Genomic DNA, 24,876 nt, shown 5'->3' with positions numbered 1-24,876 from the left:
GGGAAACCCCGGCTCCTGAGCGCAGCGAAGGAGAACGGGGAGGGGGCAAGACTCCCCCATGTCAAAAGCCTTAAGAAAACAAGGGGCTGAAGTGTTAAGTGAAAAGAAATGTCCCCTGCCCGTGAACGGTCTGCACAGTGGATTTAAACTGATCACAGGGGAGCTTCTTTATGGAGACGATTTGCGTCAGCCCCGCAAGTTTTCCTGGCCTTTGCAGCAAGGGAAACCCCGGCTCCTGAGCGCAGCGAAGGAGAACGGAGGAGGGTCTCCCATGCTGCGAAGGCCTTAAGAAAACAAGGGGCGGGAGCATGTTGAAAGAAGGAGCTCCCCTGTGACCGGTTGCCAGTGAACCAAGGTTCACCGGATATTTACTGTCTGCGGAATGCAGCGATTCCGAAAAAAAACGCATGCGGGAAAATTGGTAATTGATTAGCCTGACTTACTCTTTCGCTCTCCTTGTAATTGCCTTGAAAGGAGCGACCTTGTATCCCCGAAATGTGGATAACGGTTTCATTTCCGTCGGCCTTTCTTCGAAATAAGGAGCAGCGACAGATACGGAGGAGCCGAATCTATCCCATCCTCCAAATTTCTGATTATCCGTTCTCCATCCAGCCCGCATCTGGACACAAGGACCGATCCCCTGATCAGGTGGAGCTGATCAAGGACATCCATTATCTCTTTGTATTCGCGGTATACCTTGAGCATCACCACCCTGTCCGTATGGTCAATCACCTCTCTCAGTTTTTTGGCGCCCAGGGCCCCTGAAATTACGGTAAAGGATTCCTCTGCTTCGGCCAGGATTTCTTCTGCAGCGGCTGCAGCGGCCTGGTACGATGTGATTCCGGGGATAATCTCGATGGGGACATCAGGATATTTTTCCCTGATAGTGCGCATAATGTACCCGAAGGTGCTGTAAATCATGGGATCGCCGATGGTGACAAAGGCCGCATCTTTTCCCTTCCTTAAGGTGTGGATTACCTTGCTGGCGTTTTCCTCCCACGCGGTCCGGAGTTTTTTTCTGTCGCGGGTCATGGGAAAGCCCAGGCGGACAAGGGGCACTTCACCTTTCAAGTGGGCGGATGCGATCTCCTCGGCCAGTGAATAACCGTTCTTTGTGGAGGCGGCCGCAAATACGATATCTACCTGTCTTAGAATTTTTGCGGCCTTGAGGGTGATAAGGTCCGGATCTCCGGGGCCTAGCCCTATTCCGAAAAGGGTGCCGTTGTTCATTTGTTTGGTTTCTCGTAACCGTTCAAAGGTTCATGGTTTATAAACCTCTTCGGGTAAAGGATTCTGCCTATTTCGTATATCCCGTCTAGGAGCCTCAACGTGGGCCTTGAGACGATCTTTTCGTCGATGATATAGACCTGTCCCTCCCTTACTGCCTTGATTGCCCTGAATCCCCCTTCCTCCTCTATACGCTCCACACTTATCTGGTTCATTGCCCCTCTCTGTGCGAGATAGACATCTATATTATCTCCATGGGACAGGATATGCTCTTTCCCGTAAGCCGCTATGTTTGTATTCCTGAGCGCCTTTGCATCCGCGGCAACATTTATCCCCCCGGCCGTTGTTAAGGCGAACATGGCAATGGAAGAGGGAGAAAAGGTCTTCATCTTGCTGTGGATGGCCTCAAAGTAGACCCTCTTTCGCTCTGAAAGCGGTATGGAGTTCACTATCGACCGGATCTTAAGCAGGCCCCTTTTAAATTCCTGTATCATCTGCCCGGCCTCTGTTTCCCGTCCTGTAAGCACCCCAAGCTCCCTCCAGTAAGAAAACATCCCATCTACTGTCCTCGGCTGAAGTGATACCACAACAATTCCCGACTCTCTCAGTTTCGATATGAGACCTCTGTATCCCCTGGCGATCATCGGCCGGATCAGGACCAGGTCCGGCTGCGCCGCAATGAACTTCTCTGCATCATCATGATAACTGAATACCGGCTTTTTCCCGGCCTCGGGGGGGAATGCTTCATCTCCGGAGACGCCTATAATTTCTCTATCAAGCCCGAGGGAAAAAAGGTTCTCAGTATGGGCCGGATATAATGAAATGATCCTCTCGAACGGCCTCTCTATCCTGATCAAATGCCCTGATTGATCAAAAAAACTCCGTGCCCCGAACAATGTACCAAAACTCGCTGCCAAGGCCGCAAAAAAAATGCATACCACTGCTATTTTTTTCATCGTGGCCTGATCCCCTTGAAGCTTACCTGGCAGGAATTTGAATACCGGTCAAAATAGACCCTGGATTCAACATTGAAGACTGCCTTTATGCCTTCTTCGGTCAACACCTCCGGGGTATTTCCTTCCGATACGATCCTGCCCGATTTCATGAAAACCATCTTATTAGAATAGTTTGCGGCCAGGTTCAGGTCATGAAGCGCCGAAATGACGGTCCTTCCGGCCTGGCTGACCTCTTCAGATACAGCCCTCAGAAAATTCAGCGTATACTGGATATCCATATTGGATGTGGCCTCGTCCAAAATCAAGACCGGGGTGTCCTGCACAAGGGCCCTTGCAAAGACCACCCTCTGCTTTTCACCGCCGCTCAGCTCTGTTATGTACTTGTCTTTAAGCCTGCAGAGGCCGGTCTTTTCAATAATTGCCTCTGCGATATCGATGTCTTCCTTGGAAGGGCCTCCAAACCTTGGGATGTAAGGATGCCGGCCCATCAGGACCACTTCTCCGACCGTAAAAGGGAAATGGATATAAAAATCCTGTGGGACCAGGGCTATTTCCCTGGCGAGTTTTCGCTTACCGTATTCCTTTATATCGCGGCCAAGATACCTGATGCTCCCTGATCCCGGGGTCTTACTCCCTGCCATAATGTCTAAAAGCGTGGTCTTGCCGCACCCGTTCGGACCCACGATGGCATAAAAGTTCCCTGCCTCTATGGTCAGAGAGATGTTATCCAGTACTTTTTGTCTCCCGTATGAAAAATGAAGCCTGTTTACTTCAAAGACCGGGGTCTTATGCACCATAAGCGCTAAGTAGTTTTGTAAACCTTCACAGATTACATCTGAAAGATGAACGTCCAACATCGAACATCGAATGAAAAACGAATATCCAATACCTAACATTCAATGGCTATTTCTGTCTCTTTTCAGCCGTTTTGATGCTCGTAACGAAAACCTTAATTAATTTTCTGTTTCCTCTAAAATATTATTTAGTAGTTCAGGTTTTTTAATTAGCAGCCTTTCTTCTATGTCATAAGTCTGTTTCTTCATCTTTTCCCATTCAACATTCGATGTTGGACGTTCGATGTTCGATGTTCATTAGTCCATCCGGTGCAAAAATAACTTAGCGCTGCTTATGGTCCTATGCACGTAGTCCTCCCACACTCCTTTGCCTGAAGATGTAGCAAAAGAACGGGCCGCCGATGAGGGCGGTCAGCACACCAATGGGGACCTCTACAGGCAGAACGGCCCTGGTTATTGTGTCGGCGCCGAGAAGCAGCCCGGCGCCGGCGAGGCTGGATGCCGGAATCAATTTTCTATTATCCGCCCCTGTGAAAAAACGCATGAGATGCGGGACAATAAGGCCAATAAAGCCGATAATGCCGGATACGGATACACAGACAGCTGTCATGAAGGACGCTGTCACAAGGAGGACCATCCTTCACCCTGTTGGCCGAAATGCCTAATGAATTGGCAGATCGATCTCCCAGGGACATGATATTCAGGTCCCGTGCGAAAAACAGACAGATCAAAAAACCTGCCAGGACACAGACGCAACTCAAGGAGACTTCGGCCCAGGTCTTGGATGCGAAACTCCCCATTAACCAGAAGATGATGATGGAGACCTGTTCATCAGCTACGTATTTAATAAAACTGATCCCTGCTGACAAAATGGCCGCTATGATAATCCCGGACAGTATCAGGTTATTGGAAGACATCTCCCCGTTAAAAGAAGAGAGAGACATCACTGCCACAAGGGTCCCCACGGCCCCGCAAAATGCAAAAACCGGGACGGAATAAATGCCCAGGGAATGGATGTCCAGAAGCAGGGCTATGGAAGCACCGAAGGCTGCTCCTGCCGATACCCCCAAGGTGTATGGATCAGCCAGGGGATTGAGTAAAATGCCCTGAAATATAACTCCGGAGATGGATAGCCCGGCACCCACAATAGCCGAGGTCAATATACGGGGTAATCTGACCTCCCATACGACATAAGGGAAAACGTGGTTCAGGCCCCTTAGAAGTTCATGGTCACCGGTTATCCTCGCAAAGATGATCTTTATCACCTCAAGGGGAGAGATTTCCAGGTATCCCATCCCGGTGGACAAGACAATGATCAAGAGCAACAAAGAGCTCAGCGGAAACAGGTGGGGGTTTCGCATCTAAGGCAAGGCCCCCGCATCTCTTTTCGTAGACATTCTGAGCTCTCTGTAAAACTATCTGTAACCGTTCACTGGATTGCAACGCCCGTTTTACCGCAATCCACCGAACTGAAAGCATTTACAGGGTGCTGTAGATGCGAGGCGGAGGGTACGCAGACGTACTTCCTGTACTTCAAGTGCCCGACCTGCCTGCCGGCAGGCAGGCAACAAAGCAGATGTGGTGCCCTGTAAACGCTCACAACTATCTTTACAATTCTATGTGATTATCCCGTGCAACGTCTTTGATATGCTGGACATAGATCTTGGCCCACTCGTTGTTTTCGCCAAGTCCGTGGATGTCGCATATGACACGAATCCCGGCCTTTTCAAAGGCACTCTTCCAGGAATCATCCTCATTCCCTGCCATATCGTTCCTGGCATGGTCGCCTGCAACGATCATGAATGGTTTCAGGATGACCTTTTTGACACCGGCATGCCTTACAAAGAGGAGCACATCATCAAGCGAAGGGAACCCTTCTACAGCACCTATATAAATTGGTGCACCAGGATATTCATTGCGCATCACCTGCTGAAATTCAGCATATACTCCGGTACTGTAAAATTCATTCCCGTGACCCATGTATACAAGGGCTGCCCCATCTTTCCCGGCAAGGTCCACATCGGCATGAAGTGTCTTCGCCGCAGCCTCCATATCCTTGTGGTAGTCGTATTCGGGACCGTTTTCCCCGAGGACCGGTCTCCCGAGAACCAGCTTTTTAAAGGGCATGTATTTGGCCTTAATGGTCTTGATATGATTTAGGCCCCTCACGTATTCGCAAAGATCGCTGTATTCCTCGCCATCGTATACATGTGTAGGCTGAACGATTATGGACCTGTAGCCTTCATCCTGCAGATCAGCTATCGTCGCCAGAGGGCCTTTCACATAGAGGATCTCCCTGGGGATTTCTTTGTGCTTTGCAAGAAACTCCCGGTCGTTTTGCCGTTCATGCCATATCTTCCGGATAATGTTTGACGTAAAAGCGACCTGCACTTTGACACCGGGAAAGGCATTCCGGACCTGCTTTTGTATGTTTGTAATGGCCACCAGTGCCGACGGATAGCTTGTCCCAAAACATGCAAGAACAATCGCCTTTTTGTCCTCCTGCTGCCCCATTGCAAAGGAAGAAGCCGCCACCATTAAGGACAAAATTACTGTTACAAAGGAAACGCTCGATCTCTTCATCATTGTACCTCCCGACTCTGTCTGTCTTCAAAAAAAATCCCCGGACCTGAATACACAGGTCCGGGAATTCCGTTTTCAACCCCGGTCAGTGTTGCCCGAATCCCAAACCACGAGGATCAGAACAATATCATGCCATCATGGGCAGGTCTTCTGACTTACGGATCATCCTACTGACCGCGCCTTCCCATCCGGCGATCAACCCGATAGTGGCACCCTGCGGCGTTCGTCCCCGATCACAGCGGCGGGTCCGCGACGGATTTTCACCATCTTCCCATTGTCCTTTCGGACTACCCATAATTGGATATCGGAATCTATCAAATCCATATCTCATGTCAAGCAAAAATCCTCTTACATCATCAACCAGCCGGTAAAACTCATGACCGCAAATCAAGTGCATATGGATTTGAGGGACATTCTATATTCCCCGCGGCGGGTAAAGGAGCAGTTCATAGACGGGAACAACTGGGGTAAGCCCTATGTCATCGTTTATGCGGCCTGGGAAACATTTTAAACTCCTCACATTCCGGGTGGAGAGCAATGATCCAAGACGACCTGCTTACTATTTCGGAATCCAGGAGGGGGTCAACCCTTGACATAGAGCAGAACTGTGAGGACTGCCATGGGTCGGATGTGCCGAGCCCCCCTGAAGGAGCTGCCAAATAATCAACATCGGAATTTCCAATTTGACAGATTGGAAATCCTTCTGTATTTACTACGGAGCTAACTCAATAGTCATATTATTGAAAAAGGTGATCTGACCCTTCATGATTCCAAAGAAATACTGGGATTTGGCCGGACAGGCGGAGTACCTGTTTTAGAACACTTTGATACAATCGGATTCACTATGCGAACCGGCGATGTCAGGGTGTTAAAAAACTGATAAGAATCCCTTTTTGCGATTCGGACCGCAGCGGTACTTCTGGCAATTTGCCACGGATTATTTAGCCGCCAGCAATGAAAAAGCAAGGGGTTTTAAGGACATTGGCTGCTTGCACCAGTACTGCATCACAAGTCACCATTTTCGCTGAGGCGCTGAAGCAGCAAGCCAAGTGTAAGGCATCCAGGGTACGGAGAGCTGTTTTTCTGGACGAAATCCACTTTTTCGCCTGTCGATAGTGTTTTGTGGTTAAAGAAAGCCGTCTAAACAGACCTGAGCGGGAATCTTCAGCAAAACCGTTTTCTACAAGACTGGCCTGTGCCTCGGTGATTTCCTTCATGCGGACCCAGCGGGAAAGGGCTGAGGCAAACTCGATTTCGGTAAGATCGCTTATGATAACGGGAGCCTTAAGGGATGACAGAAATTCCTGTATTGGTTGGCTGGCCTTCTCCTCTCTGTAGTAAGGCAGCAGGGCACTGGTGTCAAGATAGTAACTGACATCAAATTCGTTCATCGCGCATTTCCCGGATCAGCATGGCGGACGGCACTTTCGCCGGAGGAAGCATGGCCCGCAGAGCGCTGCGGTCCGGGAAGCGAACTTTCTCCGTTACCACCTCTAAAGCCGCCACCATGCGTGCTGCCGGCTTACCGCGGCGTGTGATAACGATTTCCTCTCCGGCCGCTACTGCATCCAGCAGACGACCGATATGTTGTCTGGCTTCACGTACACTGACCTTTTGCATTGTCTTTTTGCCCCTCGCTGACATTAAATGCTGATAATGTACACATAAAATGTTACCACATCAATGACTTTTTTAGCAGATCTTGGACAGAGCTACTGAAAGCCGCCAAGCAAATAACATAGGTTTTGTCCCCACCATTACAGAGCAGAAGATTACCGGCGTAGATGATGCCGTTGCCATTGTATGCGGCCCGCCCATCATGATCAAGTTTACTCAGCCTGTCCTTGAGAAAGTAGGGTTTCCTCCGGAGAGGATCATCCTCTCCCTGGAAATGCGCATGAAGTGCGGTATCGGCATGTGCGGCCGCTGCAATATCGGCGACAAGTTTGTGTGCAAGGACGGCCCTGTCTTTTCCCTGGCCCAGCTTAAGAATATGCCTCCGGAATATTAGAGACGGCCCAGGTAATGGATCATGGCGTGACTAGAATTGGAGGGATGCTCCTTCTTTTTCCAAAAAATGCTTAAATTTTTCATAGATGTTCCAAAAGCCTTCAACCGCCTCTTTCCCGGCCTCGGTGAGCTTTGCTCCCCCTCCCTTCTTACCTCCGACAGAAGTTTCAACAAGAGGCCGCCTGGCCTGGCGGTTAATGGAATCCACAAGCTCCCAGGCGTGCCTGTAGGACATACCCATTGATTTTGCCGCTTTTGAGATAGAACCAAATTCAGATATGCGCTCAAGAAGCACCACCCTGCCATAACCGAGAAAGGTCCCGCTTGCACCTTCTATCCACATCCGTCCCTTTAATTCATAGCCGCCCTTTCTGACCGCAACGTCAGCCGGACTCAGGTCTTTGCTGGATGGCTTAAATCCGGACCTTGTTTTTCTTCGCATTATAACGCCTCCAATTGCAGCTCATGTCCTTGTCTTGACAATCGTTATTCCCGAATGTATATAACCATAAAACTGAAGCCATTCTTTTATTGGGCACAATAGATTCCTTCATAATGATTTTTAACAACCCGGTCCTTGGATCAGCAAGTTCTTTTGCCAAAAAGATGGCGGATGATGTTGAGGCTGACTGGTGTTTCCTCCAGCTTCACTACCGATTTTCCGAGGTTCTCCTATGAATGTCTTTAAAGAATCTAAAGAATTTGGGCTGCTAATTGTTGGGCTGTTTCTTTGCCTTTCCTCTTCTGTCACTTTTGCCCAGGAAAGGCTGGCAATAGGCATGGCGGTGGAATTTGTGGATCATGCTGCCTGTGCCCACATAGCAAGAAATAGAAGCTGGTTTAAAGCGGAAGGTTTAAACATCACTGCTTTTGATAACTATATAACAGGTATGGCTCTTGCTGCAGCCTTAACCAGAGGTGATATTAAAGTTGCTTACATCTGTTTAATACCAGCAATAATTGCTTATGCTAATGGTAAGGTGCCACTAAAGGTCGTTGCTGGCATGCATAAGTATGGCTATGGGTTGCTTGTTGACCCCAAAAAGATAAAAGCCATCAAGGATTTAGAAAAATCAGATATTCATATAGGATGTCCCAGGGAAGGAAGCCCTCCGGATGTGCTACTCCATAAAATGATAGATAAGTATCATCTTGATGAAAGTAAAATATTGAAAAAAATCAGAAGGATGCCTCCTCCGAAAGTGCTTTTTGCTCTCAAGATGGGTCAATTAGATGCTGGTTTTTGTTGCGAGCAATTTCCTACGATGGGTGAAGAATTGGGGTTCAAGGTGCTCCTGACTGCTAAGGATCTCTGGCCTGATATGCAGGGAAGCGTCCTGGTAGTGAAGAAAGATCTTATAACAGACCATCCGGAGATAGTCAAAAAGCTGGTAAAGATAACAGAGCGAGGAATCCAATATATTCATGAACATCCCAAAGATGCGGCGACAATTGCCGCCGGAGCGTTAACGGTTGCCGGGGAAAAGGTTTTGCCCCTTAAGATAGGAAAAATCGCCGCCGGACTGGAGATTACGCCGCAGGTTATACTAAGGTCGTTGACTACCAGAATGGAATGTACCACCGATATTGATCCGGAACAGATTCAGAAAAGCATCGATTACATGGCAAAATTAGGCTACATAAAATGGTTTAAGGCCCAAGAAATTTTGGATTTGAGGTATATTTATATTAAATGAAAGGGCTCAAATTTGGATGGGGTATTTTACCGATAATTGTATTTTTGTCGATATGGGAGATTGTTACCCGGGCGGATTTAATTCCCGGCCATTTTTTCTTTCCCCCTTTTACCGTGGTGATTCAGGAATTCTACCATCTGACAATAAATAGAGTGCTGGCAGCGAATTTTCTCAGCAGCCTGACCCGGGTCCTGATCGGCTTTTGCACCGGCTCTATGGCCGGGCTGGCCATTGGTATCCTGATGGGATGGAGCAATATCCTGGATAAGGCCTTCAGCCCCTTGATCAGCCTTCTCTATCCCATCCCAGCCCTGGGCTGGCTGCCTCTTCTGATGCTTTGGATCGGGATAAATGAAATCCTGCCCATAGCCATAATCTTTATATGTTCATTCTTTCCCGTATGCTATAATACGGCCTGCGGCATCAGGAATATAGATAAGAGATTCATTCAGGCCGCCAGGACCCTGGGGGCATCTGATAGCAGAATTCTTGTGACCATTGTCCTCCCTCTGGCCCTGCCGACCATATTCACCGGGCTGAGGCTGGAGGCCGGGATGGCCTGGAGGGTGATAATAGCCGCTGAAATGGTGGCCATCCCTACCGGAATCGGGGCCCTGCTCATGAAGGCCGAAAGTCTTATGCGCATAGACATAATTATAGTCTGCCTGATGGTCCTGTCCCTGATGTGCTTTTCCTTTGAGCGATTCTTTACCTGTCTGGAGGCCAGGCTGACCCGCAGGTGGACCTGCCATGACCGCCATTGAGCTGCGGAATATAGAGAATTATGCCTGCCGGAGGGTAAATCTAAACGTCTTATCCGGTGAGTTGCTGGTACTTCTCGGACCCAACGGGGCCGGAAAAACCACCCTCCTCAATATTATCGCCGGTCTGACCGGATATAAGGGTTCGGTCCTCTTTGACGGCCGTCCCATAGATGAACTTCCCGCACGGGAGAGAAAGGCGGGCTATCTCTTTCAGGATCTGGTCCTGTTTCCCCATCTTGACGTGGCCTCAAACATCGCCTATGGACTGAGGGTCCAGAGATGGTCGAATGAAAAAATTGAGCTCCGGGTCAGGGAATTGCTCCGGTTATTTAAGATGGAGCACCTGGCCACCGCCTATCCCTGGCGCCTTAGCGGCGGAGAAAAGCAGAAAGTGGCCCTGTCCCGGGCCCTGGCCCCCTATCCCAAAATACTACTTCTGGATGAGCCGTTGAGCAGCCTGGACTGGCAGACCTCTCGGTATTTGAGATCTGAGCTCAAGGGCATTCAACAGCAGCTCGGTATTACCACCCTGTATGTCACCCATGACATCACCGAGGCAAGGGAGGTGGCCGACAGAATAGCCGTCATCCTTAAAGGACGTATAGAACGAATAGGAAAGCCGGAAGACTTGCATACCTTTTCTGACCAGTTCTTTAATCTCTCCCAAAGACAAGCAACCAGGTAGAACCTAGGTTGAGCGGTTAGCTGTTGGCCATTAGTATTTAGTTTTGAAAAATCAAGGCATTACGTTAATCAGGAAATACGCAACGGGTTTACCCTGTTGAATCCCCAAAGGGGGCAGCGAAGCTGCATTCAACAGGGTGAAGAAGCACATCTCATAGACAAATCCAATAGCCCTTTTGTTTTGCATTGATAATTTCTATTTGATTTATTGATTATCTTGATATAAAGATTGTCATGGACTTAACAAAGGAGTCCATGACGACCCCTTTAAGATGCCCCTGTAAGCATCCAGTGGATGAGGAAGGCATATGAAAATATTGGATAGGATAAAGCAGAGATTCGGACCCAGAAAAAAAGAGGCACTTGAAAAGGGCAAAGGCCTGATCATCTTAAACGAGGTATCAGAGGCCATGCAGGCAGAAAAGATTCTGAAACGCTTCGGTTACGGGGTGAGAGGGGTGGCTCCTCCCCCTGAGATTCGCAAGGGCTGTGACCTTGCAGTGGAATTCAACCTTGTTGATCAATTGGGCGTGGAAAGGCTGCTTAAAAAAAGCGGGCTTAACCCCTTGGACATAGTAGCCCTGGACAACTTATCTCAGAAGCCTTTGGATATAACCAAAGAAAAGGACTTTGGAAGGTATCTTATGGTGACCGCAGCCAATATGAAGATAACAGTGGATAAAGAAAAAGGCACCATCGTAAACATTTCAGGCGGGGGCTGCCCCGATGTTCCCTATTTGACCGTAAGCCTGGTAGGAAACAACATAACGGAGGTGGAAAATCCCGGCGAGAACGGCTACTCCCTCTGTGCCTATATGTTAGAAAAGGCATATCAAAAGGCCCTGAGCATGGTGAAGAGTGAGCAGACAAGGGAGTGTACCTGATTTTGCTTACTATCATGGGTACCCTGCCTTTTGATGAAATGGGACTGAAGGCAGGAAAGGCAACATTCGAAGGTGGAAGCCTTAAAGTAGAGGATTTTGAAGTCACACCCGGCTTAGGCACCAGCGTCATGGTGGCATCAGCCTGCATTACCTGTGAAGCCCTTAACTTAGAACCACCCTATTTTATTACTTCCGGAGATATTGGAGACGGAAAAAGGAGTAAAGAGCTTTATAACTATATGGCCGCTAACCTGACAACGCTCGATGTCAGGGTTTTGGCCATGCATTATATCATGCCTGATATACCCGGAATAAGAAATGTCCTTAATTCCCTGGGAAAAAGACGTGAAGGAGTAACTTTGATTGCGGATGCAGGCGCCATGTATGCCGCCAAGGCGGCAGGGCTCGCACAAGAAATTGATATCTTCACCCCTGATGCAGGTGAAATGGCCTACCTGGCAGACCCTGAGGCCACACACCCTGCCTATGTGGAGCATCTTCTGTTTGAGTTAGATGCATCCGAAGTTGTCACCTTGATAAAGAAGGCTTATGAGACTGGGAATACCCCAAAGATATTATTGGTAAAGGGACCTGTAGATTATGTTGTAGAAGAGGGTGAAGTGGTTGAGGCCATTGATGAGCCTTCCATTTCTGCCATGGAGCCGATTGGAGGGACAGGTGACAGCCTGGCCGGGATTCTGTCCGCCCTGATTTACGGGGGCTATGAGAAGGTTGATGCCTGCATAAAGGCAGCCGGAATCAATCGTATTGCAGGTAAATTGGCACAGCCTGACCCTGCCACATCGATTTCACACATAATAGATAAAATCCCAAATGCACTAAAGGAGGTTAGATTATGCGCATGACAGCCGCAATGGCAGGAGGCATCTTTGGCTTATTGGGCGCTGCCGGCCAGGCATTCTTTCATGTAATACCCCCACCGGCCTATGGTATCTGCATCGCCTGCCATATGAGAGACCTGGTGAACTGGATTGCTGCTCATATATTCCCGATATATGGCCTGAAAGCCGGGGGCGCCATAGTGATACCCGGTGGCCCGGTCTCTTATAATTTTCCCCTGCTCACCATTATAGGGGTATTGATCGGGGCAGTTATAGCTGCCCGTGTCAATAAGGAGTTCAAGTGGAAAGTTATGAGGGTGTGGTGGCAAAAACCCTGGGCGGAGTTTTTCCTGGGGATGCTGGTCATGATATCAGCCCTGACCTTTGGCGGCTGCCCCATCAGGACAGCGCTTAAGACCGCATACCTGGATATAACCGCCGTCATAGGCCTCATAATGATCGGAGTGGGAGTTTTTGTGGGATGTCAGGTACTGAGGAAACTGACCTGAGGAGGTAACAATGGACTTATTACCACCAATTGCCACCGTCTTTCTGGGATTGATAATGGGATACCTCGGCCAGCGGGCAAGGATGTGCTTTGTAGGAGGAATGAGGGATTATTATCTGGTGAAGGATACATACCTGATCAAAGGACTGTTTGCCTTTCTGGTATGCGCCCTTGCAGGATTTATTCTATTCCAGTTTGTGTCCCCTGCCATCAAGACCTTTCCCTGGTTTTTGAATGGCGGCGCGGTCTTTGCCAAAAAGTGGGCGGCTATGGGAGTGGCGGCAGACCCCAGCTCATTATTACCCGTGCCCGGAGACCCTATAACATGGTGTCCAAAGGCCGGGGCACATATAATCCTTGCCGTATTGGGCGGATTTGGTCTGGGTTTCTTTTCCTGCATCGCTGGAGGCTGTCCCTTCAGGCAGCACATAATGGCCGCTGAAGGGAGCAGGAGTGCCATAGTCTATCTTGTGGGATTTGCCTTAGGGGCTATAATCTTCCACAGGTTTGTCGCCCCATTCATTAAAGCGGTTTTGTCTTAGGAGGTAAAAATAATGGCCGACGTAACCTTAGATGTATGCGGCGAGGTTTGTCCATTGCCGGTAATGAAAACCGACGAGGCATTGGCGAAAATGAAATCCGGAGAGACCTTGGAGGTAATAGTTGATTACCCGCCGTCAAAGGAGAATGTAAGAAGGCTTGTCACCAGCAAGGGTCACGAAGTTCTCAACATTACCGAGCAGGGAGAGACAGTAAGATTATTGGTCAAAAAGGCATAGCAAATTGGAAATATTGGCAAAACGGGAAGAGAAAGGAAAGCTCTCACTTTTGGCTGGAGAAAGCACCTATTATGTGGTTGTCTTTGACCGGGGGAAGGATATCCTGTTTCTGGCTAAAGGAGATCAATTAGCCCGGGCGTTTAAAGAACAGGAAAACAGACGCCGACAGGGCACGGATGTGAGTTGCCCTACCTGCGATTTTATGCTCGCATCAGAAGCCGTTTATTCTATACAGAAATCGAAGGAGTTCATTCAGAAAATTTCCAGGGGTGAGGCGGAAAAGACATTCAAAGGACTCGGCTTAGTGAATCTCTGGAGAGAATTTAAAGAAAAAATTCCAAAGCGGCTATTCCACTAAAATCTTTTCTTTAGGCTCAGACACTACCTCACCTATGATGGCTGCGCCGGCCATCCTCCTCCCTTTTAATTCACTCAGCAATTCATCGGCTCTACTTCTTGCCACAGAAATCAGTAACCCGCCGGAGGTCTGGGCGTCAAAAAGGATGTCCTGCATGAACCTGTCCACAGAAGGGGCAAAATCCACGAATGCCTTGCGAAACTCCCGGTTCTTGTAAGTCCCGGCCGGCACGAGCCCCATCCGGGCATACTCCATAGCCTCGGGGAAATACGGAACCAGGCCGGCCTGCAACCTGATTCCTGCACCGGTATCTACTACCATCTCGCACATGTGACCCAACAGACCAAAACCGGTGATGTCGGTACATGCGTGGACAGGATAGCGTCCCATAACCTCGGCCGCATCGCGGTTAAGGGTAGCCATGAGACGGGTGATACTTTCAATGGTCTCATTGGAGGCAACTCCACCTTTAATAGCGGTATTGATAATCCCGGTACCCAGAGATTTGGTCAGTATCAACTGATCCCCCGGCTCCATGGCCTTTTTTGTAATGATGCGATCCGGATGGATAAACCCGGTGACGGAAAGGCCGTATTTCAATTCATTGTCCTCCACACTGTGCCCTCCCACCAAAACGACATCCGCCTCTTTCATCTTGTCCAGCCCCCCCTGCAGAATCTGCCTGAGGATAGATAAATCCATCTTTTTAAGAGGAAAGCACACCAGATTCATGGCCGTTTTGGGAACACCTCCCATGGCGTACACATCACTCAGCGCATTGGCCGCGGCAATCTGCCCGAACCAGTATGGGTCATCCACGATGGGAGTGAAAAAGTCCACCGTCTGGATGATGGCAATGTCGTCGGTGATTTTATATACGCCTGCGTCGTCAGCCCGCTCCAATCCCACAATAAGATTGGGGTCGGTAAGGTATTCCAATCCGCATAGTGCCTTGTCCAGGTCCCCTGGAGGAATTTTTGAGGCTCACCCCGCTCCGGAAACCGTCTCGGTGAGGCGAAGCTTTTTCTGTTCGATCATTGAATTTTCCTTTACCTTTTTACCTGATTCTTCTCCAATGATAATGCACAGACCGTCTCATTGCAGTCCTTCCGGGCAAAAATTCCTTATGCCATTGTATCGTGATCAGTGATACAAACCCCGTCCAGTCTCCTGAACCCGGCGCGGGCGGGTCAATATGTCCTTCAGGTCTAAGCTGCTACATGAAATTCGAGTATGTACGTGAAGGTCGAAGAGCATAATACATGTTTCTGGCAATTTAATAAAAAGTCAAATTGGCTTCATTCATGAATAAGACCTGATCCATAGATATTTCCTATTAGCATCACCTTGACAAGACCCTGCTTCAGGTGGCTGAAATCTCTAATCTCTTGATGTCCTGTTCGTAAATATTCGGTGAACCCGTTATATCCTGCCTTGAAGCGGTTACCTTTTTCCGGGTTTCAAAGCTCACTCATCGCGGACCGGAGAGGCAGTGCAATCCGGCCCGCGGTTGAAACCCTGCAAAAGGCAAACCGCTCCTGCGGCAGGGCACGGATGACAATTTCCACAGCGGACCACGGGTTCACCGGATATTTACTCCTGTTCTTTGACCATTTATGATGAATAAGGCGAGAAAAAACTCAAATAAGGCCATCTCGCCCTTCCCGCAGCCCGCCATCTCCTGAAGGCCTTTGATCTAGTGGATAGACCCAAAAATCGATGCCTCTCCACCTTTCATATTCATTGTCATGGACAAATCCAATAGTTCCGCTGTTTTATATTGATAATTTCTATTTGATTTATTGATTATCTTGATGTAAAAATTGTCATTAATTTCACAAAGGAGTCCATGGCGACCCCTTAAGACGCTCCTGCCTGCATCCAGTGGATGAGGGAAAATCTTTTAGGGTGAACAATTTTCACAAAGATAGACGAAACTACATTAAAGGGAAAGGAGTAAGGAGATGCATCGATTTGTAAGAATTCTGTTTGTTTTCATGGTCTGTATTTTCTGGGCAGGGAGTCCTGCCTTGGGAGGATTCAAGTTCGGAATGGACGATCAGAGTGGTGTGAAAAATCATGGTGTTTCGCAGGCCAAGGAATACGATAGGGAAGATCCGCTAATCGATATTCTGATTCGTAAGGGTATCCTTACCGAAGAGGAGGCGAAAAAAATACAGAAAGAGGCGGTTGTGCTGAAAGAACAACGCCAGCAGGAGGTACAGGAGGCAGCGAAGGAAATTAAAAGCAAGCAACTCGGAGGGGAAATCGGCTGCTGGACACAGGTCTGGTACCAGTATGTAGAGCACGGAAAGAAGGATGGCGGAGACCTTAACGATTTTATGGCGCGGAGATTTTACCTGTATCTGAAAGGCGATGTCACTCCTTATTTCAGCTTCTTCACTCACATCGCTGCTGACCGGATTGGACAGGAAGGATTGGACAGGCCTTCATTGGGGCTTGGAAGCGGCATTGCAGTCCGGGATCTCTGGATTACCCTCAAATTGAACGAGGCCTTCAAGATTCAGGCCGGAAGGATGTATGTTCCGCTTACACGCAATTATGGCACGACCTCGACAAAGTGCATATTGACCACCGATCTCCCGTTTCTTCAGGGCGGTATTCGGGGAAATACCTTTTATGCCCAGAAGGTAGGTCGAGATGACGGTGTGACCATATGGGGCAACCCGCTGGATGGGCTCATTCAATACAGGTTTATGGTCGGCGAAGGGGTTGAGAACGACGACAATCCTGATGACAACCTCCGCTTCGCAGGTCGTGTGGCCGTCAATCTCCTTGAACCTGAAAAAGGCTGGTTCAACAAGGGGACGTATCTCGGAAAGAAAAAGGTCCTGAGCCTTGGCTTTGGCTACGATACCCAGATGGATCTGACCTTGAATGGCCGCGAGGACCAGGACAACCGCGTATGGACCGCGGATGTCTTCTTCGACCATCCGCTGGGAGAGGGTGCCGTAACCGTAGAAGCAGCCTATATTGATATTCAGAATTGCACTCAAACGCATAATTTTTCCGAGTTGGCAGCAGGCGACGACGCGGAAAACTGGTACATCCAGTCGGGATATCTCCTGCCAGGCAAAGTCGGTCCGGGCCGTTTCCAGCCCTATATGAGATATGAGGCGGTTTACGTAGACGACAAGGACGATACGGAGTTCATGAGTGCCGGATTAAACTACTTTGTTAAGGGGCACAATGCCAAGATCAGCCTGGACTACACCTATGTTGAACAAGAAAGTGACAGGGACGACCAGAGCATCGCGACCTTCCAATTAGCTGTCGGGTTCTAAGTGCCCGCCTGATAAATAATACTTATAGGCGTTCACAGGTTCAGAGTTCACCGTTCAGGGTTTGTCCATGGCACGCTCCTTACCGTCCATACTGATCTTTATGTCATGATCTTTCAGGGTTCCAGTAAAATCACTACTGGTATACTGGGATCCCTGATCAGTGTTGAATATATCGGGTTTACCATGGCAGCGAAGAGCACGTTCCAGAACTGATACACAAAAATCGCTGCCCATGAATACTGATATCTCCCAGGAGAGCACATAACGGCTATACCAGTCCATAACGGCTGTCAGATAGACAAATCCACCAGTAAGGCGGATATATGTCAGATCAGAGCACCAGACATGATTGGCATGCGATACATCAATACCCCGAAGAAGGTATGGATACACCTTGTGTTCAGGATGCGACTTGCTGGTGCTGGGCTTGGGAGCAACTGATTGAAGGCCCATTTTACGCATGAGCCTCTTAACTCGTTTACGGTTAATATTATATCCCTTGCGATGCAGATAATTGCGCATCTGGCAACTGCCATAAAATGGGTGCCCGGTGTATTCTTCGTCGATTAGACGCATTATTTCCAGGTTCTTCCTGCTTTCTTGTCCACCATGGCTTTCCCGGTAATAACTGGAACGTGGAAGCCCTGTCAGATCACACTGGCGCTGAATACTCATTGCGGATGATCAGCCTCGATATGCTGTTTTCTTTCAACAACACTCATAGCAGATGTCCGGTGTTTTTTTAAGCCAGTCCACCTCTACCTGCAGCTTGCCAATTTGCTGATATAGTCGGTCGCGTTCATTCTCTATCTCTTTTTCTCTTTTTGACTGAGTATTGCCAAATACTGAAGGCAGGACCTCTATTGCCTCTTTTTTCCAACGATTGACCTGGCTGGCATGAACACCAAACTCTGAGGCTATCCCATTGGCTGTTTGGTGCCCTTTGAGGGCAGCCAAAGCAACCTTGGCTTTGAGTTCTTTGCTGTAACGTTTTCTCTTCGGCCCCTAATTGGTCCCTAATAATAAAAAAGCACTTAACAAAAAATGCTAAGTGCTTGTTTTTATTGGTAGGCCGTCAGGGGCTCGAACCCCGAACCTACTGATTAAGAGTCAGTTGCTCTCCCAGTTGAGCTAACGGCCCATGCATGGGCAATTTTTTAACACAATTCAGAATGATGTCAAGCAGGTTTTGAAACCCTGGATATTCCATATAATATACGGGCGGTAAGCACCGGGTAGGCTATAGTCAGATGTTAAATATTTTTTCTCCAACGGGGATGTCTGATGCCCAGTTTTTTAATCTTATAGTTTATTGTCCTTTTGCTTATGCCAAGCTTTTCTGCTGCATCTTTTTGAATCCATAGACACGTTTCTAACGCTTCTATAATGGCTTTTCTCTCGATATCTGCCAATGATTGTGTAGAGGGTCCGGTTTTGGAAGGTTCGGTATGCTCAAATGCCTGCCTGTGCCTTGAACCTGTCTGCTGTGCCGGCGCAGGCGGAAGCAGGCAGGGAAGAATATTATTCCCCAAGGTTATACTATCCTTTTTAATTATTGTATCTTCGCTGAGCAATATGCCTCTTTCGATAACATTGGAAAGCTCACGAATGTTACCCGGCCAGTGATAGCGCTTGAACATCTCCAATACATCAGGATGGAATCCTCTGATATCCTTTTTTATATCTCGACAGTGCCTTTTCAGGAAATAGAAGGCCAGTTCTTCTATATCTTCCATCCGTTCTTTTAAAGGAGGCAAAAAGATATTTATTACGTTAATCCGGTAGTAGAGATCTTCTCTAAACCTTCCTGAACGGATCTCTTGTTCTAAATTCTTGTTGGTAGCAGCTATAATTCGAACGTCAGAATGGATAGTTTTACTTCCTCCCAACCTTTGAAATGTCCTATTTTCCAAAAAGTGTAAAAACTTCGATTGCAAGGCGGGAGTGAGGTCCCCAATTTCATCCAAAAAAACGGTTCCTTCGTTTGCCTGTTCAAATCTGCCTATTCTGGTTTTCGCAGCTCCGGTGAAAGCCCCCTTTTCATGCCCGAACAATTCACTTTCTAATAAGGTCTCAGGAATATTTGCACAACTAATATCAACAAAAGGTCTTTTTTTGCGATGGCTGTTAAAATGGATTGCTCCGGCCAAAAAACTTTTTCCCGTGCCTGTTTCTCCCCCTATTAAAATGGTGGAATCCGTTTTACAGACCTTTTTTATTGTATTAATAACCCTTCTTATGGCAGGGGCCTTGGCAATAATACTATCAAGGTCATAAATAACATCTTGTTGTCGCCTCAAATAATCAATCTCGTATTTGAGGCTTCGACCTTCCAGGACCCTTTCAACAATATTTTTTATTTTTTCCCCAGAAACCGGTTTTGCAATAAAATCATAGGCCCCTCTTTTAATTGCTTCTACCGCCTGTTCTGTTCGATTGTCGCCGATGGCAAGCACAGGGGCAGATTGTATAGACCTGGCAGATTCCAGCAACTCCATTCCATTGGCCAATTCCATATCTATAACAATCAAGTCATAAATTATCTTTTCTAATTTTCGAGAGATGTTGCCCTTATTAGGCCAGAATTCAAGGGAATATTTCACCCCCAACATATTCTTTGAAATATCTTTCAAGGCATATTCCTGTGTAGCTATTAAAAATCTGGCCATATTACACTCCTGATATCTGAATTACAATTTAGTAATAATAACACAATCCGCCTCTTTTTCAACTAAATTTGATTCAGGCAGTGTAAAATATCTTGTGTGAATTCTGAAAATACGTGGCCAAGAAATCCCAAGAGGGAAGCGGCGGATACCTGCGGCCCGTCTTCTATACTTCTTCAAAAAAGAAAGTTATGGAGTTTTATGATCAATTCGTACTGGGCTGTATGTTCATTTCAATTCTAAGGCCTTAAACCAAACTAGCAAGCTCCCTTTCTCGCTATAACTACCCAAAACGTGCGCCACAAAATCTTTAGATCGTCCTGAAGATGTCACCCGTCAATGTATTGCAGGTCTAGCTTGACTACCTCATTGAAGTCCTTAATTTTGTTGCGACCGGAGATCTGCCACAATCCGGTTATCCCGGGTTTGATGGAAATCCGTCTGCGGTGCCAGTCTTCATATTGCGCCACCTCTTCCGGTGTGGGCGGTCTGGTGCCCACCAAGCTCATCTCTCCCTTGAACACATTCCAAAACTGCGGAAATTCATCCAAAGACGTTTTTCGCAAAAATCGACCTACTCTGGTAATCCGGGGATCATCGGCAATTTTGAACATAGGCCCCTGTATCTCATTTCTTGCCAGAAGTCCGGCTTTTTGGACCACTGCGTCTGCATACATTGAACGCAGCTTGTAGATATAGAAAACTCTTCCGTGCATACCTACCCGCTTTTGCCTGAAAAGGATAGGGCCCGGGGAATCCAGCTTTATGGCCAGCCCCAAAATGGGAACCAAGACGCCAAAACAAAACAATGAGCCTAATCCTCCAACAAAGATGTCCAAAAGGCGCTTGTAAAAGAGTCCGGAGGCATCCATATTAAAATGATAACGACACAACAACGGAACCCCCTGCAATACTTCTACTTTCAAGGATGCCTCTTCTGGATCGAACATGGATGGGACTATGCTCACGCTCACACCAATGCGCTCGCAGATCTCAAGGAAAGGTCGCAGAGAACGAGGGCGATCTGGCAGAACGGCAAAAATGACATCATCTACCTGCTTATCCAGAATCACCTCCCGAAGATCACTGATAGTCCCCAGGATGGGAATGAAAGAAGAATCCCGAGAATTAGAACTCATCTTCTGATCACTGTCCATTAATAAGCCGACAATTTGATGGCCCCAGCTTTGCTGTTGTTGCAGAGCCTCAACAACCCGCCACATTCGCTCTTCGCTACCCACAATCAAAATTCGGCGCTGATGAAATCCCTGCCTGGCAAGGATTCCTGTGATACCCAGCATCAAGGCCTTATCAAGCATAACAAAAAGCAGGAGCATTCCGACAAAAATAGGCAGATACGGCTTGGGGATGGTAAAATTACGGAGAAAAAATAGGCCGGTGCTAATTACGGTGAATAAAATAACCGAGGCCTTTATGAGCCGGAGGAAGATAGGCCAAAACGAATTCTCGCGACGATCAGAATAAAAACCCAGGTAAGCGAGAATAGTATTATTGAGAAAAAAGATGAAAAAATAATGAAACCGGCGAACTCGTATTCACCCAGTTCCCAAGTCTGGCCAAAATAACTCAGATAAATCCAACGCGAGACATAGGCAGCGAATACTACCATAATTGCGTCCAAGATCATAGCGATATTGGACAAGATATAGGCCTGATCGCGATACATAGTTCAGTTCATTATGGGGCTCAAGCATCCCCATTGTTTGAATTTAATATTAAAATTCCCATAAGGCTCAAGAATAACTATTCATTCTTTTATTTTACCCGAAAATTCCGTAAAAGAAAGCCGAGACAATGAAACAGGTTTCACGCTCAGATTTATTTTAACAATCCAAAGTGACACTTTTCCTTAAGTAAACCGCAAAATACATGCCGCCAGGCCGCTTGCGGGCAACTTGAGACTATGAAGCTCGTATGGCATAAGTAAAATACGCGGCAGGAGCTACAAAGCAGTGAGAAAAGTCCGGGTCATTCCATCTGCCAATCATGTCTGGCAGTGATTCACGTATATATATCGGTATCCATGCAGGACCGCAAGAATAAATTCCAGGTATGATAGATCCTTGTTGCCAAGCAGACCAGATAATGCAGAAAAATATCCGTGCCGCATGTCCGCCAAAAGAAAAAGGCCGATGGCATAAACCATCGGCCTTAAATCCAAGGCACTGACCCAGCCTTCCCTACCAAAGCTCCATCACTTCGATTTCCGCTGCGGAGGTCCAGGCATGACCCGCTACTTCGGACAGGGCCACCAGACGTACATATCGTGCAAGTCTTGCATTAAAGGAGACTTCCTGTTTGTCACGAGTGCTGGGGAAAACTCCTGTTGCCACCGGATTTCCCCAGTTGTGATCATCTGTGCTCACATATAATTCATAGGCGGCGATGCCGCCGTTGTAACATCCGTCCTGACGGGGCAAGTAGCTGAATCCGCATACCTGCCGTTCATAACCCAGATCTATCACGATCTCATGGGGATGAACCGGATCGGCGTAATACCACTCCGTATGCCAGAATGTTGAGGGATCACCATCAATGGCATTCTCACCTTGACCGTCCTCACCATGCAACTCCTCACTGTCCACCCGTACGAGACTCATCTCAAAGGAAGGTATGGGAAGAGCATCAGCTACAGGATCAGAAGATCCGTTAAATCCGTTAAGCACCACCTCATTAGAGTAGTTGCTGAACTCTCCAGCCCAATTATACGCCCGTACGGCAATGTAATAGGTTTCTTGATCATCCAGGGAAAAAAGTTCGCACTCCGTGACGTCACCGCAATCCACTTCACAGTCATACTGTCGTGGATAAGTGCCATAGTAAACGACATATCCAGCAACATCCGAACCCGCGCTCCGATCCCAGGTCACAACGGCAGTGGCTGCCATACTTTCTACTGCAAGCCAACAATACATGAGGACCACCATGAATGTGAGGCAATAAACGGATCTCCCGCCCTGGTTGCGCCAATTTAAAGATCTTCTTAACATCGCACCTCCTTGCCTGAGAATAGCCTTTTAAGGCCAATCCTCACGCAAGAAACCTGCCAACCCACCTATAAGAAAATTTAGCTTTTAAAACAATAGGTTAGGCTTCACGCCAAACATTCAAGGGCTTTATTAAGGATAAAAGTGCCGATGTCACCCCGCGGTCAATCCAGAAAATATTCCATAATTATCATTACTTAACCATGATGCCGGTCATTTTTTCACGTCAGCAATAACAGACTGACACTTGTAGGATATTGTATACAGTTCGGCCTTCCGAAACCTGCCAATCTGAGTCCAAGGGACTTTGGAGAAATCCGGAAAAGGCCGTCCCCCTGAAATCCATGGAAAATAAGGGATGGGGACTTATGAAATAGTCAGAAAACTACCCCCGCCGCGGGCAGCTGACAATATGGAGACAAACATGAGGCCCCCTCTCAAAGAAGAGAGTCGCTGGTCTCCGGGGTGGTGCGATCAGAGAGAGGGCTTAATAAATGTCCTTCTCAGCCCCAGCTTCCGATAATATAACTCGGATTATGCAGTTGCCGAGTTTGCCGAAGATGAGAGGCGGAAGAATGATAGACCACATAGCAGCAAAAATAGACCTTCTTTGTAAAACGTGACGAGGCTATTTTTTGATGCTGTCTTTACTAATTTAACGAACCGAATCAGGTGGTAACCAGTTTTCTTCTCCTCATGATCAAAACGGCTGATCCTGCCATAAGCAATGAGAGGGCGATCATCCCCCATTCCGAGAGAGTTGATACAGCAAGGCCTGTCTGGCGTAAGTCCAGGGCTATTCCGTGAGGTTCATTTAAAGTCCCTCCGAGGTTGCCGAGACTCACTCCGCCGGTCCCGTCCAGGTTAGCACGGGATATTGTGTTGTCATCATAATTGGCCACATACATATAACCGTTGGACAGGTCCAGGGCTATTCCTGTAGGACCATTTAAAGTCCCTCCGAGGTTGCCGAGACTCACTCCGCCGGTCCCGTCCAGGTTAGCACGGGATATTGTGTCGTTATTATAATTGGCCACATACATATCGGGAACAGCTTCGGCAATATTTGGAAGGAATGCAAAGCCTAACGCCGTAACTATTAATGCAAATAATGCAAACCCTGCGATAGAAGACAAGCGGTAAGATCTACGAATCGAACTATTATTTTGCATCCGACACTCCTCCTTTTTATAACTTTATCATTTTAACAAATTTCCATCACTGATTAGTTATAATAATTAGTCTGATTCATGTAAACAACAAAATAAGCGCAGGCGAATCTTGTGACGCGGCGCAGAAGGCTCTCTTGAGCATTCAATAGGCAAACTACTCCGCAAAATATATACCAAACTTATTGATTTTCTAAGAAAAATTATCCATCACCAAATTTTTCCGCTGAAACCATTTCTGCCCAAAAAATGGTGAGTTCTATGCCCATCAGCCTATTCAGATATTCACCAACATTCTCTCTGTCTCTACGCGGATCATCTCAAAAATTCTCTCGGGCTGCTCCCCTGGATATTTCATATAAGATACAGGCAGCAAGCACCGGGTAGGCTGCTTGCCATACAATTACTGCCATTGGTCTGAAGATTCTTTCATAGAGCAACCATTTTTTGAGTCAACTCCTCAATTTTTCTAATTTTTTTTTCACAAAACGAAAAATTTGTCCATGACGGTGATTTTCCGTCAATGTTATTTCCGTATCATTTAACGTGCCTGTGGCGGCGATAGCCGGGTGCTTGACGGTTAGTATATATCCCCTCCTATACCAAGGCCCAAAAGGCCGGCAGCGGCCAATGTAGGACGTC

26 protein-coding genes, 1 tRNA gene, 2 pseudogenes and 1 riboswitch are annotated in these 24,876 nt (G+C 47.6%); of the genes and pseudogenes, 13 read left to right on the top strand and 16 right to left on the bottom strand.

The features are described from left to right. Positions 1–58 precede the first annotated feature (58 nt). Positions 59–289, top strand: a complete 231-nt coding sequence (locus C4B57_04075) for a hypothetical protein (GenBank protein ID PXF55106.1) — start codon at positions 59–61, stop codon at positions 287–289. A 221-nt stretch (positions 290–510) separates the two neighbouring features. Here the strand turns inward: C4B57_04075 and cobI are convergent, their stop codons facing one another. The 5 genes and pseudogenes from cobI to C4B57_04050 all read right to left on the bottom strand — a co-directional run bounded on the left by cobI (position 511) and on the right by C4B57_04050 (position 5,560). Beyond that, positions 511–1,230 (bottom strand): precorrin-2 C(20)-methyltransferase, encoded by a 720-nt coding sequence (gene cobI, locus C4B57_04070; GenBank protein PXF55105.1) that lies wholly within the window; start codon positions 1,228–1,230, stop codon positions 511–513. Continuing rightward, positions 1,227–2,183: a peptide ABC transporter substrate-binding protein gene (locus C4B57_04065; protein PXF55104.1), complete on the bottom strand. Its 957-nt coding sequence runs from the start codon at positions 2,181–2,183 to the stop codon at positions 1,227–1,229. The genes cobI and C4B57_04065 overlap by 4 nt, the downstream gene beginning before the upstream one ends. After that, positions 2,180–2,980 (bottom strand): ABC transporter ATP-binding protein, encoded by an 801-nt coding sequence (locus C4B57_04060; GenBank protein PXF55103.1) that lies wholly within the window; start codon positions 2,978–2,980, stop codon positions 2,180–2,182. Before C4B57_04060 ends, C4B57_04065 begins: the two co-directional genes overlap by 4 nt. A gap of 337 nt (positions 2,981–3,317) precedes the next feature. Next, positions 3,318–4,338, bottom strand: a pseudogene (locus C4B57_04055) (iron ABC transporter permease). A 247-nt stretch (positions 4,339–4,585) separates the two neighbouring features. Then, positions 4,586–5,560: a sirohydrochlorin cobaltochelatase gene (locus tag C4B57_04050; GenBank protein ID PXF55102.1), complete on the bottom strand. Its 975-nt coding sequence runs from the start codon at positions 5,558–5,560 to the stop codon at positions 4,586–4,588. A 122-nt stretch (positions 5,561–5,682) separates the two neighbouring features. Continuing rightward, positions 5,683–5,870: riboswitch (cobalamin riboswitch) on the bottom strand. Positions 5,871–6,296: 426 nt separating this feature from the next. Between C4B57_04050 and C4B57_04045 the strand changes: the two genes are divergently transcribed. Further along, complete coding sequence (locus tag C4B57_04045) at positions 6,297–6,440, top strand: hypothetical protein (protein PXF55204.1); 144 nt, start codon at positions 6,297–6,299, stop codon at positions 6,438–6,440. A gap of 61 nt (positions 6,441–6,501) precedes the next feature. Here the strand turns inward: C4B57_04045 and C4B57_04040 are convergent, their stop codons facing one another. Both C4B57_04040 and C4B57_04035 read right to left on the bottom strand, forming a co-directional pair. Continuing rightward, positions 6,502–6,951 (bottom strand): VapC toxin family PIN domain ribonuclease, encoded by a 450-nt coding sequence (locus tag C4B57_04040; protein ID PXF55101.1) that lies wholly within the window; start codon positions 6,949–6,951, stop codon positions 6,502–6,504. Beyond that, the gene (locus C4B57_04035; protein ID PXF55100.1) at positions 6,938–7,180 is read right to left on the bottom strand and encodes a type II toxin-antitoxin system prevent-host-death family antitoxin; all 243 of its coding nucleotides are present in this window, start codon (positions 7,178–7,180) and stop codon (positions 6,938–6,940) included. The genes C4B57_04040 and C4B57_04035 overlap by 14 nt, the downstream gene beginning before the upstream one ends. Before the next feature lie 115 nt (positions 7,181–7,295). On the opposite strand from C4B57_04035, the pseudogene C4B57_04030 reads away from it, so the two are divergent. After that, positions 7,296–7,571: pseudogene (locus C4B57_04030) on the top strand (heterodisulfide reductase subunit F). A gap of 30 nt (positions 7,572–7,601) precedes the next feature. On the opposite strand, the gene C4B57_04025 reads toward C4B57_04030, so the two are convergent. Continuing rightward, a complete protein-coding gene (locus C4B57_04025) occupies positions 7,602–8,012 on the bottom strand; it encodes a ModE family transcriptional regulator (GenBank protein PXF55099.1) in 411 nt (136 codons plus the stop codon). A gap of 337 nt (positions 8,013–8,349) precedes the next feature. Between C4B57_04025 and C4B57_04020 the strand changes: the two genes are divergently transcribed. From C4B57_04020 to C4B57_03980, 9 genes are all read left to right on the top strand, one after another. Further along, complete coding sequence (locus tag C4B57_04020; protein ID PXF55203.1) at positions 8,350–9,267, top strand: nitrate ABC transporter substrate-binding protein; 918 nt, start codon at positions 8,350–8,352, stop codon at positions 9,265–9,267. Then, positions 9,264–10,031 carry an ABC transporter permease gene (locus C4B57_04015; protein ID PXF55098.1) on the top strand — a complete coding sequence of 256 codons (768 nt, stop codon included), beginning with the start codon at positions 9,264–9,266 and terminating at the stop codon, positions 10,029–10,031. The genes C4B57_04020 and C4B57_04015 overlap by 4 nt, the downstream gene beginning before the upstream one ends. Further along, on the top strand, positions 10,018–10,716 hold the full coding sequence (locus C4B57_04010) for an ABC transporter (GenBank protein PXF55097.1): 699 nt from the start codon (positions 10,018–10,020) through the stop codon (positions 10,714–10,716). The genes C4B57_04015 and C4B57_04010 overlap by 14 nt, the downstream gene beginning before the upstream one ends. Positions 10,717–11,023: 307 nt before the next feature. Next, entirely contained in the window at positions 11,024–11,599 is a 576-nt protein-coding gene (locus C4B57_04005; GenBank protein ID PXF55096.1) for a hypothetical protein, read from the top strand. Next, positions 11,590–12,465: a sugar kinase gene (locus C4B57_04000; GenBank protein ID PXF55095.1), complete on the top strand. Its 876-nt coding sequence runs from the start codon at positions 11,590–11,592 to the stop codon at positions 12,463–12,465. Before C4B57_04005 ends, C4B57_04000 begins: the two co-directional genes overlap by 10 nt. Next, the gene (locus C4B57_03995) at positions 12,456–12,950 is read left to right on the top strand and encodes a cytochrome C (protein ID PXF55094.1); all 495 of its coding nucleotides are present in this window, start codon (positions 12,456–12,458) and stop codon (positions 12,948–12,950) included. Before C4B57_04000 ends, C4B57_03995 begins: the two co-directional genes overlap by 10 nt. Before the next feature lie 10 nt (positions 12,951–12,960). Continuing rightward, a complete protein-coding gene (locus C4B57_03990; protein ID PXF55093.1) occupies positions 12,961–13,491 on the top strand; it encodes a transporter in 531 nt (176 codons plus the stop codon). A 12-nt stretch (positions 13,492–13,503) separates the two neighbouring features. Then, complete coding sequence (locus C4B57_03985) at positions 13,504–13,728, top strand: hypothetical protein (GenBank protein ID PXF55092.1); 225 nt, start codon at positions 13,504–13,506, stop codon at positions 13,726–13,728. Between the two features lie 4 nt (positions 13,729–13,732). Then, a complete protein-coding gene (locus C4B57_03980; protein ID PXF55091.1) occupies positions 13,733–14,086 on the top strand; it encodes a hypothetical protein in 354 nt (117 codons plus the stop codon). Here C4B57_03980 and selD read toward each other — a convergent pair. Then, positions 14,075–15,124: a selenide, water dikinase SelD gene (gene selD / locus C4B57_03975; GenBank protein ID PXF55090.1), complete on the bottom strand. Its 1,050-nt coding sequence runs from the start codon at positions 15,122–15,124 to the stop codon at positions 14,075–14,077. The two genes, C4B57_03980 and selD, sit on opposite strands and share 12 nt — an antisense overlap. Before the next feature lie 926 nt (positions 15,125–16,050). Here selD and C4B57_03970 point away from each other — a divergent pair. Beyond that, positions 16,051–17,391, top strand: coding sequence for a hypothetical protein (locus C4B57_03970; GenBank protein PXF55089.1), 1,341 nt, complete (start codon positions 16,051–16,053; stop codon positions 17,389–17,391). Positions 17,392–17,445: 54 nt separating this feature from the next. Here the strand turns inward: C4B57_03970 and C4B57_03965 are convergent, their stop codons facing one another. The 7 genes from C4B57_03965 to C4B57_03935 form a co-directional block, all read right to left on the bottom strand. Beyond that, a complete protein-coding gene (locus C4B57_03965) occupies positions 17,446–18,066 on the bottom strand; it encodes a hypothetical protein (protein ID PXF55088.1) in 621 nt (206 codons plus the stop codon). Between the two features lie 33 nt (positions 18,067–18,099). Next, complete coding sequence (locus C4B57_03960) at positions 18,100–18,348, bottom strand: hypothetical protein (protein PXF55087.1); 249 nt, start codon at positions 18,346–18,348, stop codon at positions 18,100–18,102. A gap of 108 nt (positions 18,349–18,456) precedes the next feature. Then, a tRNA-Lys gene (locus C4B57_03955) sits at positions 18,457–18,532 on the bottom strand. A gap of 112 nt (positions 18,533–18,644) precedes the next feature. After that, a complete protein-coding gene (locus C4B57_03950; GenBank protein PXF55086.1) occupies positions 18,645–20,060 on the bottom strand; it encodes a sigma-54-dependent Fis family transcriptional regulator in 1,416 nt (471 codons plus the stop codon). Positions 20,061–20,386: 326 nt separating this feature from the next. Further along, a complete protein-coding gene (locus tag C4B57_03945; protein ID PXF55085.1) occupies positions 20,387–21,613 on the bottom strand; it encodes a sugar transferase in 1,227 nt (408 codons plus the stop codon). A gap of 645 nt (positions 21,614–22,258) precedes the next feature. Beyond that, entirely contained in the window at positions 22,259–23,068 is an 810-nt protein-coding gene (locus C4B57_03940; GenBank protein PXF55084.1) for a hypothetical protein, read from the bottom strand. A gap of 665 nt (positions 23,069–23,733) precedes the next feature. Further along, positions 23,734–24,237, bottom strand: a complete 504-nt coding sequence (locus tag C4B57_03935; protein ID PXF55083.1) for a hypothetical protein — start codon at positions 24,235–24,237, stop codon at positions 23,734–23,736. Positions 24,238–24,876: the final 639 nt, after the last annotated feature.

Source organism: Deltaproteobacteria bacterium, assembly GCA_003194485.1.
In the GTDB taxonomy this organism is placed as follows: domain Bacteria; phylum Desulfobacterota; class Dissulfuribacteria; order Dissulfuribacterales; family UBA3076; genus UBA3076.
The sequence above is the reverse complement of the archived record's forward strand: the minus strand, read 5'-3'. Positions and strand labels throughout refer to the sequence as shown.